10 protein-coding genes are annotated in these 11,961 nt (G+C 67.1%); all 10 read left to right on the top strand.

Annotated elements, in window-relative coordinates:
• Positions 1 to 232 precede the first annotated feature (232 nt).
• The 10 genes from glf (at position 233) to culp6 (ending at position 11,843) form a co-directional block, all read left to right on the top strand.
• Entirely contained in the window at positions 233 to 1,426 is a 1,194-nt protein-coding gene (gene glf / locus AC3A6P_RS14190) for a UDP-galactopyranose mutase (RefSeq protein ID WP_487692213.1), read from the top strand.
• The gene (locus AC3A6P_RS14195) at positions 1,423 to 3,369 is read left to right on the top strand and encodes a glycosyltransferase (protein WP_487692214.1); all 1,947 of its coding nucleotides are present in this window, start codon (positions 1,423 to 1,425) and stop codon (positions 3,367 to 3,369) included. The genes glf and AC3A6P_RS14195 overlap by 4 nt, the downstream gene beginning before the upstream one ends.
• Positions 3,362 to 3,880 carry a phosphatase PAP2 family protein gene (locus tag AC3A6P_RS14200; protein ID WP_487692215.1) on the top strand — a complete coding sequence of 173 codons (519 nt, stop codon included), beginning with the start codon at positions 3,362 to 3,364 and terminating at the stop codon, positions 3,878 to 3,880. Before AC3A6P_RS14195 ends, AC3A6P_RS14200 begins: the two co-directional genes overlap by 8 nt.
• Positions 3,877 to 4,794 (top strand): decaprenyl-phosphate phosphoribosyltransferase, encoded by a 918-nt coding sequence (locus AC3A6P_RS14205; protein WP_487692216.1) that lies wholly within the window; start codon positions 3,877 to 3,879, stop codon positions 4,792 to 4,794. The genes AC3A6P_RS14200 and AC3A6P_RS14205 overlap by 4 nt, the downstream gene beginning before the upstream one ends.
• A gap of 4 nt (positions 4,795 to 4,798) precedes the next feature.
• Positions 4,799 to 6,751, top strand: a complete 1,953-nt coding sequence (aftB, locus tag AC3A6P_RS14210) for a terminal beta-(1->2)-arabinofuranosyltransferase (RefSeq protein ID WP_487692217.1) — start codon at positions 4,799 to 4,801, stop codon at positions 6,749 to 6,751.
• Positions 6,752 to 6,996: 245 nt separating this feature from the next.
• Positions 6,997 to 7,929, top strand: a complete 933-nt coding sequence (locus AC3A6P_RS14215; protein WP_487692349.1) for an alpha/beta hydrolase — start codon at positions 6,997 to 6,999, stop codon at positions 7,927 to 7,929.
• A 152-nt stretch (positions 7,930 to 8,081) separates the two neighbouring features.
• Entirely contained in the window at positions 8,082 to 9,149 is a 1,068-nt protein-coding gene (locus tag AC3A6P_RS14220) for an esterase family protein (RefSeq protein WP_487692218.1), read from the top strand.
• A 222-nt stretch (positions 9,150 to 9,371) separates the two neighbouring features.
• Complete coding sequence (locus AC3A6P_RS14225; protein WP_487692350.1) at positions 9,372 to 10,205, top strand: alpha/beta hydrolase-fold protein; 834 nt, start codon at positions 9,372 to 9,374, stop codon at positions 10,203 to 10,205.
• Positions 10,206 to 10,295: 90 nt separating this feature from the next.
• Positions 10,296 to 10,784 carry a DUF732 domain-containing protein gene (locus tag AC3A6P_RS14230; protein WP_487692219.1) on the top strand — a complete coding sequence of 163 codons (489 nt, stop codon included), beginning with the start codon at positions 10,296 to 10,298 and terminating at the stop codon, positions 10,782 to 10,784.
• 21 nt (positions 10,785 to 10,805) lie between these two features.
• On the top strand, positions 10,806 to 11,843 hold the full coding sequence (culp6, locus tag AC3A6P_RS14235) for a carboxylesterase Culp6 (protein ID WP_487692220.1): 1,038 nt from the start codon (positions 10,806 to 10,808) through the stop codon (positions 11,841 to 11,843).
• Positions 11,844 to 11,961 lie beyond the last annotated feature (118 nt).

Raw genomic sequence — 11,961 nt, forward strand, 5'->3', positions numbered from 1 at the left:
CGTGTTCGATGGTAGGGGCGTGACTGGTGTGACTAGAGTGGCGAGACCGAATCGTGAACGAATCGCGATGTTGGTCTGTCATGCCGTTGCCGGCGCGCAATCGGAGCCCCTGCCTGGTCGCAGCGCCGCCACGGCCGCGGCAGGCGAACCCGGACGCAACAGCTGGGTAACGACGAGTTGCGCCGCGCGGCCCGATCGGTCACAGGGCGGCGGTCGGATACCCTGACTGCCGATGACTTACGACCTGTTTGTTGTCGGGTCCGGATTCTTCGGCCTGACCATTGCCGAGCGCGTAGCGACCCAGCTGGACAAGCGGGTCCTCGTCCTCGATCGGCGTCCCCACATCGGCGGTAACGCCTACTCCGAACCCGAGCCGCAGACCGGCATCGAGGTCCACAAGTACGGCGCGCACCTGTTCCACACCTCCAACAAGCGGGTGTGGGATTACGTGCGGCAGTTCACCGAGTTCACCTCCTACCAGCACCGCGTCTTCGCCATGTACAACGGGCAGGCCTACCAGTTCCCGATGGGCCTGGGTCTGGTGTCGCAGTTCTTCGGTCGCTACTTCACCCCCGACGAGGCCAGGGCCCTGATCAAGGAGCAGGCCAGCGAAATTTCGGCGATCGACGCCGCTAATTTCGAAGAGAAGGCCATCTCACTGATCGGGCGCCCGCTCTACGAGGCTTTCGTCAAGCACTACACGGCCAAGCAGTGGCAGACCGATCCCAAGGATCTGCCCGCGGCCAACATCACCCGGCTACCGGTGCGCTACACCTTCGATAACCGCTACTTCAACGACACCTACGAGGGCCTGCCGGTCGACGGCTACACCGCGTGGCTGGAGAACATGGCCGCCGACGAGCGTATCGACGTCCGGCTGGACACCGACTGGTTCGACGTGCGCGAGTCGCTGCGCGAAGCGTCCCCGTCGGCTCCGGTTGTCTACACCGGCCCGCTGGACCGCTACTTCGACTACGCCGAGGGCCGACTCGGCTGGCGCACACTGGATTTCGAGGTCGACGTACTCGAAACCGGGGATTTTCAGGGCACTCCGGTGATGAACTACAACGATCCCGACGTGCCCTACACCCGGATCCACGAGTTCCGGCACTTCCACCCCGAGCGGGCCTACCCGGAAGACAAGACGGTCATCATGCGGGAGTTCTCGCGATTCGCCGCCGACGATGACGAGCCCTACTACCCGATCAACACCGAGGCCGACCGCTCGCTGCTGACCGCCTACCGCACCAGGGCGAAGAAGGAGACCGCAGAAGCCAAGGTGCTCTTCGGTGGCCGGCTGGGCACCTACCAGTACCTCGACATGCACATGGCGATCGCCAGTGCGCTCAACATGTACGACAACACCCTGGCGCCGCACCTTGTCGATGGTGCGCCGCTGGGTGAGACAGGCACAGAAAGCTCATGAGCGAGATTCCCTCCGGCGCACTGGCCGCCGACGAGTCACGGGCGGTCAGCCTGCTGGCCCGCGTCATCCTGCCCCGCCCCGGCGAACCACTGGACGTCCGCAAGCTCTACATCGAGGAATCGGACACCAACGCCAAGCGCGCGCACGCCCCGACCCGCACCGAACTCGAGATCGGCGCCGAATCCGAGGTGTCGTTCGCGACGTACTTCAACGCGTTCCCGGCCAGCTACTGGCGTCGGTGGTCGACGCTGGAGTCGGTGGTGCTGCGGGTGGAGTTGAGCGGCAGCGCGCGCGTGGATGTCTACCGGTCCAAGGCCACCGGGGCCCGCATCACCGTCGGCGGTGCACCGATCGCCAGCGGCGACGACGGCAAGCCCGCCGTCGTGGAGTTCGAGATCGAGCTCACCCCGTTCGAGGACGGCGGCTGGATCTGGTTCGACATCACCACCAACGCCCAATGCACGCTGCACAACGCAGGCTGGTACGCACCGGTCGCGGCGCCGGGCCGCGCAAACGTCGCCGTCGGTATCCCCACCTTCAACCGGCCCTCGGACTGCGTCAACGCGCTGGCCGCACTGACCTCGGATCCCTTGGTGGACAAGGTGATCACCGCGGTCATCGTGTCGGACCAGGGCACCAAGAAGGCCAAGGACCACCCCGACTTCGCCGCGGCGGCCGCCGCCCTGGGTGACCGGCTCACGATTCACAACCAGCCCAACCTGGGCGGGTCCGGCGGCTACAGCCGCGTGATGTACGAGGCGCTGAAGAACACCGACTGCGAACAGATCCTGTTCATGGACGACGACATTCGCGTCGAACCCGATTCGATCCTGCGGGCGCTGGCGCTCAACCGGTTCGCCAAGACCCCGACCCTGGTGGGCGGCCAGATGCTCAACCTGCAGGAACCGTCGCATCTGCACGTCATGGGTGAGATGGTCGACGCCACCAACTTCATGTGGACCAACGCCGTCAACACCGAATACGACCACAACTTCGCCAAGTACCCCCTCAACGACGAAGAGGAGTACCGCAGCAGGCTGCTGCACCGGCGCGTCGACGTCGACTACAACGGCTGGTGGATGTGCATGATCCCGCGGCAGGTCGCCGAGGAACTCGGCCAGCCGCTGCCGCTGTTCATCAAATGGGACGACGCCGACTACGGTCTGCGCGCCGGTGAACACGGCTATCCCACCGTCACCTTGCCCGGCGCCGCGATCTGGCACATGGCGTGGAGCGACAAGGACGACGCGATCGACTGGCAGGCGTACTTCCACCTACGCAACCGGTTGGTGGTGGCCGCCCTGCACTGGGACGGCAACATCAAGGGACTGCTCGCGAGCCATCTCAAGGCCACCATCAAACACCTTCTGTGCCTTGAGTATTCGACCGTCGCGATCCAGAACAAGGCGATGGACGACTTCCTGGCCGGGCCGGAGCACATCTTCTCGATCCTGGAGTCCGCGCTGCCCGACATCCGCAAGATGCGCGAACAGTTCCCCGACGCGGTGGTGCTGCCCAGCGCCACCACCTTGCCCACCCCGTCGGACAAGCGGTGGCGCAAGAAGGTCAGCATTCCCGTTGGGCCGGTGGCGATCTCGTGGCGGTTGGCCCGCGGCGTGCTGCACCAGCTCACCACGCACGACCCCGAGCACCACCGGCGCCCGCAGATTAACGTCGCCACCCAGGATGCCCGCTGGTTCTCGCTGAGCAAGGTCGACGGCGTCACCGTCACCACCGCCGACGGCCGCGGCGTCGTCTTCCGGCAGCGCGACCGCGCGAAGATGTTCGCACTGCTGCGCGAATCGCTGAAACGCCAGGCGCTTCTGGGCCGCAGGTTCAACCGCATGCGCCGGGAGTACCGCGCCGCGCTGCCGACGCTGACCAGCACGCAGAAGTGGGAGACCGTTCTGTTGGACTCTGACGCGAAAGCCATCGATGTCTGACACTCCGCGCGGCGAGGACGCCGTGTTGGTGGCGGTGCAGTCCGCGCTTGCCGACAAACCGGGCGTGCTGCCCGCCGCCACGGCGCTGTCCCATTTCGGTGAGCATGCCCAAGGCTGGCTGGGTCTGGCCGTGCTCGGTGCCCTGGTCCAGCCCCGCAAGCGCCGGGCCTGGCTGGCGGCCGGGTTGGGTGCACTGCTGGCCCACGCCGCGGCCATCGCCATCAAATTCGCCGTGGGCCGGCAGCGGCCCAGCCATCCCGATATCGCGGTCAACGTCGGCACGCCGAGCAAGCTCAGCTTCCCGTCGGCGCATGCCACCTCCAGCACCGCGGCGGCGATCCTGCTCGGCAAGGCCAGCGGTCTGCCGCTGCCCGCGATCGTCATCCCGCCGATGGTGTTGTCCCGCTTGGTACTCGGGGTGCACTACCCCAGCGATGTGGCCACCGGCGTGGCGGTGGGCGCGGCGGTCGCCAAGGGTGTGGATCTCGTTCTCAAGGAGTCGCGGTCGTGAGTGAAGAAGCTGCGCCGGTCGCCGGACCGCCGAAGAACCTCGCCTCGGGCATCGTCAAGGCGCTGCGTCCTCGGCAGTGGGTGAAGAACCTGCTGGTGCTGGCGGCCCCGCTGGCCGCACTCGGCGGCGACGTCCGCTACGACTACGTCGACGTGCTGACCAAGGTCGGGATCGCCTTCGTGGTCTTCTGTCTGGCCGCATCGTGTGTGTACCTGGTCAACGACGCCCGCGATGTCGAGGCCGACCGGGCCCATCCCACCAAGCGGTTCCGCCCCATCGCCGCCGGCGTGGTGCCCGAAGGCCTGGCCTACGGCCTGGCCATCGTGCTGGGGGTGGCCTCGTTGGTGATCTCCTGGCTCACCACACCGGATCTCGCGGTGGTGATGGCCCTCTACATCGTGATCCAGCTGGCGTACTGTTTCGGCCTCAAACACCAAGCAGTGCTGGACATCTGCATCGTCTCCTCGGGCTTCCTGATCCGGGCCATCGCCGGCGGCGTGGCCGCCGACATCCCGCTGTCGCAGTGGTTCCTCCTGGTGATGGCGTTCGGCTCGTTGTTCATGGCGGCCGGAAAGCGCTACGCCGAACTGCAGCTCGCCGAACGCACCGGCGCCAAGATCCGGAAGTCGTTGGAGGCCTACACCAGTAGCTACCTGCGCTTCGTGTGGACGCTGTCGGCCACCGCCGTGGTGCTCTGCTACGGCCTGTGGGCGTTCGAGCGTGACGGCGGCGGAGGCGGGTCCTGGTTCGCGGTCTCGATGGTGCCGTTCACGGTTGCGATCCTGCGCTATGCCGTCGACATCGACGGTGGGCTGGCCGGTGAGCCGGAGGATATCGCGCTGCGGGACCGCGTGCTGCAGTTCCTGGCGGTGGCCTGGATCGGAACGGTCGGTGCCGCGGCCGTCCTCAGCTGAGGCCGTGCTGGTGCCCAGGCTCGGTTGGTCGGTACGGATCAGCCTGTGGCTCAGCGTGGTCGTCGCGGCGGGACTGTTCGCATGGGGCGCCTGGCAGCGACGCTGGATCGCCGATGACGGCCTCATCGTGCTGCGGACCGTGCGTAATCTGTTGGCCGGCAACGGCCCGGTGTTCAACGCCGGTGAGCGCGTCGAATCCAACACCTCCACCGTGTGGACGTATCTGACCTACTTCGGCAGCGTCATCGGCGGCCCCATCCGACTCGAGTACATCGCGCTGGCGCTGGCGTTGGGGCTCAGCGTCATCGGTGTGATCCTGGTGATGCTCGGCACCGCGCGGTTGTACACCCCCGGCCTGCGGGGCCGCCGGGCGCTGCTGCTGCCGGCCGGCGTCCTGGTCTACATCGCGATCCCCCCGGCGCGTGATTTCGCCACCTCCGGCCTGGAGAACGGGCTGGTGATCAGCTATCTCGGGCTGTTGTGGTGGATGCTGGTCTGCTGGTCGCAGGCACCTCGCACGGCCGCCGCGCGCGGACAGGCCGGCGGAGATGCGGCCGGGCCCTGGTTCACCGGCGCACTCGCGTTCGTCGCCGGTCTGTCGGTGCTGGTGCGCCCCGAGCTCGCACTCATCGGCGGGCTGGCGTTGGTGATGATGCTCATCGCGGCCCGCCGCTGGAGCACCCGGGCTCTCATCGTGGTGGCGGGCGGGCTGCTGCCGGTGGGCTACCAGATCTTCCGCATGGGGTACTACGTGCTGATCGTTCCCGGCACCGCCGTCGCCAAGGACGCGTCCGGGGCGAAGTGGGCCCAGGGCTGGATCTATCTGACCAACTTCAATCAGCCGTATCTGTTGTGGATCCCGGCGGTTCTGCTGGTCGGCCTCGGCGTGCTGTTGGCGCTGTCGCGGGCCCGGTCCCCGCGGCCCCGCAGCAGCGCGCCGGCCGACTACGGGCGGATTGCCCGCACCGTGCAGAGCCCGGCGGCGATCGTCGTCTTCTTCGTGCTGAGCGGGCTGCTCCAGGGTGTTTACTGGGTGCGCCAAGGCGGCGATTTCATGCACGGCCGGGTGTTGCTGACGCCGGTGTTCTGCATGCTCGCCCCGATCGCGGTGATCCCGGTCGTGAGCCCGGCCGGGGCCCGCTTCTCCCGCGAGGCGGGTCTGGTGGTGGCAGGCGCCACCACGGTGCTGTGGGCCGCGGTGATCGGATGGACGGTGTGGGCGGCCAACTCACCGGGAATGGGCAAGGACGCCACCAGGGTGACCTACAGCGGCATCGTCGACGAGCGCCGTTTCTACGCCCAGGCCACCGGCAACGCCCACCCGCTGACGGCCGCCGACTACCTGGACTATCCACGGATGCGCGCCATGGTGGTGGCCATCAACAACACTCCCGACGGCGCGCTGCTGTTGCCGGCTGGCAACTACGACATGTGGGATGTGGTGCCGGCCGTGCCGCCCCCTGCGGGGCTCACCCCGGCGGAGCGGCGGAACTACAAGGGCCCGCACACAGTGTATTTCACCAACATGGGCATGACGGCCATGAACGTCGGCCTCGACGTGCGGGTCATCGACCAGATCGGCTTGGCAAACCCGCTGGCCGCGCACACCCAGCGGCTGGAGGACGGCCGGATCGGCCACGACAAGAATCTGTACCCGGATTGGGCGATCGCGGAGGGGCCGTTCCTCAAGACCAAGGAGTGGATTCCCTCCTATATCGACGAGAACTGGATCATCCAGGCCGAGGCCGCGCTGAAATGCCCTGCCACGGAATCGGTGCTGTCGTCGATCCGGGGTCCGCTCGGGCCACGCAGGTTCCTGTCGAACGTGCTGCATGCGTACCAGTACACCCAGTACCGGATCGATCGGGTGCCCCAGTACGAGCTGCTCCGCTGCGGGCTGGATGAGCCCGTTCTGAACGTGACCCCTTACACTGGCTTACCGGCATCGGGTCCTTGAGTGTTGGTTGACTATTGGCCGACAGGGATCCCAATCGGTAACGCTGAGTAGTTCTTGCAGCGATACCCAGTCATGTGTGGACACCACCGCGAGCTGTGCCACGGAACCGTTGCGTTTGACGACAACGCCGCGACATTGACGAACGAACGGACGGTGTAGACCACGTGAGCAAGTGGGCCGCTGCGCGCGCGAAGAGCAAAAGCCGGTTCGTGGCGCGGCTTGCCGCCGCCATCACTGCGGTGTCGATGCTGCCCGCCGTCCTGGTCGACGCCACCGGCGGCACTCCCGCGGCCGAGGCCTTCTCCCGGCCCGGGCTCCCGGTGGAGTACCTGGACGTCTACTCCGGTGCCATGGGCCGCAACGTCCGGGTCCAGTTCCAAGGGGCCGGGGGCCCGGAGGCACAGAGCAAGGCCGTCTACCTGCTCGACGGGCTGCGCGCGCAGGACGACTACAACGGCTGGGACATCAACACCGCCGCGTTCGAGTGGTTCCACGACTCCGGTATCGCCACGGTCATGCCCGTCGGCGGGCAGTCGAGTTTCTACTCGGACTGGTACTCGCCGTCGAACTTCAACAACCAGCCCTACACGTACAAGTGGGAGACCTTCCTCACCCGCGAGCTGCCGGCCTATCTGGCCGAGAGCAAGGGCGTCTCGCGCACCGGTAACGCCGTCGTGGGGCTGTCCATGTCAGGCGGTGCCGCGCTGATCCTGGCGGCCTATCACCCCGACCAGTTCCGCTACGCCGCCTCGCTGTCCGGTTTCCTCAACCCGTCGACACCGTTCATGAAACAGGCGATCCGGATCGCCATGCTCGACGCCGGTGGCTACAACGTCGACAACATGTGGGGAGCGCCGTGGGATCCGGCGTGGAAACGCAACGATCCCACCGAACAGGTGCAGTTGCTGGTGAACAACAACACCCGGCTGTGGATCTACTGCGCACCCGGCGGCCAGACGCCGATCGACGAGAACACCGACCCCGGTATCGCGCTCAGCGCGTCGAGTCTGGAGTCCCTGGCCGTGGCGAGCAATCTGCGCTTCCGGGACCGCTACACCGAGGCGGGCGGGCGCAACGCCACCTTCGACTTCCCACCCGCGGGCAACCACTCGTGGGGCTATTGGGGCGGTCAGCTGCAGGCCATGAAACCGGACCTGCTGGCCACTCTGAACAGCTGAAATGCGCTGTCGGAACGAGACCTGACCACAACTGGAAACAGAACGATCACACGAGGTGTGGTTGACTGACCGGGCAATGTCGCCCAGTCGTGAAGCCACCGATGGCGTGCGGCAGAACGGAAGATGGAAATGCAATGGGACGGAACGAGTTTATGAAGTTGGTCGAAAAGGTGCGCGGCACCTGGGGCCGGAAGCTGATGGCGGCAGTGGCCGCCGCGGCCGTGTTGCCCGGGCTGGTCAGTGCCGTCGGAGGCTCGGCAACCGCCGGGGCGTTCTCCCGGCCGGGTCTGCCCGTGGAGTACCTGATGGTGCCGTCGGCCGGAATGGGCCGCGACATCAAGGTCCAGTTCCAGAGCGGCGGACCGAACTCGCCGGCGGTCTACCTGCTCGACGGCCTGCGCGCCCAGGACGACTTCAACGGCTGGGACATCAACACCCAGGCGTTCGAGTGGTACTACGGCTCGGGCCTGTCGGTCGTCATGCCGGTCGGCGGACAGTCCAGCTTCTACAGCGACTGGTACTCCCCGGCCTGCGGCAAGACCGGCTGCCAGACCTACAAGTGGGAGACCTTCCTGACCCAGGAACTGCCCGCTTACCTGGCCTCGCAGAAGGGTGTGGATTCCAGCCGCACCGCGGCCGTGGGTCTGTCGATGGCCGGTTCGTCCGCCCTGACGCTGGCCATCTACCACCCGCAGCAGTTCCAGTACGCCGCGTCGCTGTCCGGTTACCTCAACCCGTCTGAGGGCTGGTGGCCCATGCTGATCAACATCTCCATGGGTGACGCCGGCGGTTACGACGCCAACGACATGTGGGGCCGCACCGAGGACCCCAACAGCGCCTGGAAGCGCAACGATCCGATGGTCAACATCGGCCAGCTGGTCGCCAACGGCACCCGCATCTGGGTCTACTGCGGCGACGGCAACCCTGCCGAGGTCAACGGAAACATCGCGGGTAACAACCTGCCCGCCAAGTTCCTGGAGGGCCTGACCATCCGCACGAACAGGACCTTCAAGGACGAGTACGCCGCCGCCGGCGGCACCAACGGCGTCTTCAACTTCCCCGACGGCGGCACGCACGACTGGCCGTACTGGGGACAGCAGTTGCAGATGATGAAGCCCGACATCCAGCGTGTGCTGGGCGCGGTGCCGAACGATCCGGCGGCCTTGGCGGCGCCGGCCGACCCGGCAGCCGAGGTGGCTCCCGCGAGCGCCGGCGGCTAGTCCACAGAAGTACGTACGACGGCGGCGACCCTGACGGGTCGCCGCCGTTCGTCTTTTCGAGTGTCACGGTGTGGCGGGATCCGGGCGGATTTCCCGCCGTGGAGTGACACTCGAACCCCGAGGACTCGGCCTCCGCGGCTACCGTGATGTGGTTCACTACCTTTCGTGAACTGGCTGTCGAACGTGCTGCGGTTGCTGGGCGTGCTGATCCTGACGGGCGCCATGTGGAGCGCGGCCGCCCCGGCCGCACAGGCGGACACCGTGGAGTACCTCCAGGTTCCGTCGGCCGCGATGGGACGTTCGATTCCCGTCGCGTTCCAGGGCGGCGGTCCGCACGCGGTGATCCTGCTCGACGCCTTCAACGGCGCCCCCGAGGTGAGTAACTGGGTCACCGCGGGCAACGCGATGAACACCTTCGCCGGCAAGGGCGTGTCGGTGGTGGCACCGGCAGGCGGGGCCTACAGCCTGTACACCAACTGGGAGCAGGACGGCGGCAAACAGTGGGAGACGTTCCTGGCCACCGAGCTACCCAACTGGCTGGCGGCCAACAAGGGCCTGGCACCGGACGGGCACGCGATCGTCGGCGCCGCCCAGGGTGGCACCGCCGCGATCACGCTGGCCGAGTTCTACCCCAACCGGTTCCGTTACGCCGGCTCGCTGTCGGGATTCCTCACCCCGTCCAACACCTTCCTCAACGGCGCGCTGCACGACGGCATGATGCGCTTCGGCGGCGTCGACACCAACCTGATGTGGGGTCCGGCACAGTTCGGCCGGTGGAAGTGGCATGACCCGGATGTGCACGCACAGCTGTTGGTGGACAACAACACTCGCATCTGGGTGTACAGCCCGCAGACACTCACGGCCAGTGACCCGGCCGCGATGATCGGCTACGCCGACCAGGCGCAGGGCAGCAATCGCACGTTCTACGCGCATTACCGCAGCATCGGCGGGGCGAACGGGCATTTCGATTTCCCCACCAGCGGTGATCACGGCTGGGGGTCGTGGGCCCCGCAGCTCGGCGCCATGTCCGGTGACATCGTCGCTGCCATCGCCTGATTCGCCCGGCGGTGCCCACGCGCGCCGCGCCTGGTGGCACGTGTCGCCACATCGGCGAGTTGCCAGGGAGCGAGCCGGTACCTTGGAAGGATGCAACCGACAATCGGATCGCCTGGGCGGGGACGTTTCCCCACGGCGATCGTGTCGGCGGCTCTGATATCCGCGGCCGTGGTCCTGCTGCTCAGCGGCTGCTCCGGTGACGACGTGATGACCAGCGTCGCACCTCCGCGGTCGAATGCGGCCGCCGTTCCTGGCCCCGGCGGATCCGACGGCACGCTACCCAGCGCCCCCAATGCCAGCGAACTGTCGATGACCCCCCAGCAGCACGCCTATCTCGATGCCCTCGGTACGTCCGGTGTGCGCCGTTCCAGTGACCTGATGGCGCTGTCGATCGGCAGCTATGTGTGCCAGGCCCGCAACGCCGGCCAGAGTGACCAGGGAGTGTGGGACTTCGTGTTCCCCCTGGTGCGCGGCGAGATCCATGACATGAACCCGAACACCGCGGTCACCGCGATCGCCGCGCAGGTCGACGAGACCACCGCGCAGTACATCCGGATCGCCACCGAACACCTCTGCTAACGGAAGAATCCCACTTTTCACATGGCCAAGAAGTCCCGTAGTACACAGCGCCCTAAACAAGCTGCGAAACGCAAGCGGCATCGGGTTCTCGGTGTGGTGGCCGCCGCCGCGGTGGCGATCGTGGTGGCGCTCGTCGCCGTCATCGTGGTGATCGTGGTGCGGCAGCCGGAGTCGTCGCAGACCGCGGTGCCGCCCACGGCGGTTCCGCCGACGGAGACCACTCCCGGCAAGAAACCGCGCCCGGAGTTCCAGGACGCCAGCTGCCCGGATGTGCAGATGATCTCCATCCCGGGCACGTGGGAGTCGTCACCGACCGATGACCCGCTGAATCCGACGCAGTTCCCGCGTTCCCTGATGCTGGGCGTCAGCCGGCCGATCATCGAGTCGTTCGCGCCCGAGCGGGTGCAGGTGTTCACCGTTCCGTACACCGCGCAGTTCCACAATCCGTTCTCCGCCGACGGGCAGATGTCGTACAACGACAGCCGCGCCGAGGGCACCCGCGCCGCCGTCAAGGCGATCACCGACATGAACACCCGCTGCCCGCTGACCAGTTATGTGCTGGCCGGCTTCTCGCAGGGTGCGGTGATCGCCGGGGACATCGCCAGCGACATCGGCAACGGGCGCGGTCCGGTCGACGAGGACCTGGTGCTGGGTGTGACGTTGATCGCCGACGGCCGCCGGCAGTCCGGGGTGGGTATCGACATCGGCCCCACCCCGCCGGGGCAGGGCGCGGAGATCACCTTGCACGAGGTGCCGACGTTGTCGACGCTCGGGCTGTCGATGACGGGCCCGCGGCCGGGCGGGTTCGGGATGCTCAACGACCGGGCCAACCAGATCTGCGCCGCGGGTGACCTGATCTGCGCGGCTCCGGAGCAGGCGTTCAACATCGTCAACCTGCCGGCCACGCTCGAGGTGCTGGCCGGGGGTGCCGGGCAGCCGGTGCACGCGCTGTACGCCACACCGCAGTTCTGGAATCTCGATGGTCAGCCCGCGACGGTCTGGACGCAGAACTGGGCCCGTGGACTGATCGAGAACGCGCCGCAACCGAAACACGGCTGACCGGCCGGTCTAGGAGTCCGAGGTACGAGGACGACGCAGGGCCGGGCGCATAACGGTCCGGCCGGTCTAGGAGTCCGAGGTACGAGGACGACGCAGGGCCGGGCGCATCACGGTCCGG

This window comes from Mycobacterium sp. Soil_C_30, assembly GCF_057656995.1.

What these genes read in the sequence shown, in the direction of transcription:
- glf (WP_487692213.1), top strand. Translation starts at nt 233, where the DNA reads ATGACTTACGACCTGTTTGTTGTCGGGTCCGGATTCTTCGGCCTGACC.
- AC3A6P_RS14195 (WP_487692214.1), top strand. Translation starts at nt 1,423, where the DNA reads ATGAGCGAGATTCCCTCCGGCGCACTGGCCGCCGACGAGTCACGGGCG.
- AC3A6P_RS14200 (WP_487692215.1), top strand. Translation starts at nt 3,362, where the DNA reads ATGTCTGACACTCCGCGCGGCGAGGACGCCGTGTTGGTGGCGGTGCAG.
- AC3A6P_RS14215 (WP_487692349.1), top strand. Translation starts at nt 6,997, where the DNA reads ATGCTGCCCGCCGTCCTGGTCGACGCCACCGGCGGCACTCCCGCGGCC.
- AC3A6P_RS14220 (WP_487692218.1), top strand. Translation starts at nt 8,082, where the DNA reads ATGAAGTTGGTCGAAAAGGTGCGCGGCACCTGGGGCCGGAAGCTGATG.
- AC3A6P_RS14225 (WP_487692350.1), top strand. Translation starts at nt 9,372, where the DNA reads ATGTGGAGCGCGGCCGCCCCGGCCGCACAGGCGGACACCGTGGAGTAC.
- AC3A6P_RS14230 (WP_487692219.1), top strand. Translation starts at nt 10,296, where the DNA reads ATGCAACCGACAATCGGATCGCCTGGGCGGGGACGTTTCCCCACGGCG.
- culp6 (WP_487692220.1), top strand. Translation starts at nt 10,806, where the DNA reads ATGGCCAAGAAGTCCCGTAGTACACAGCGCCCTAAACAAGCTGCGAAA.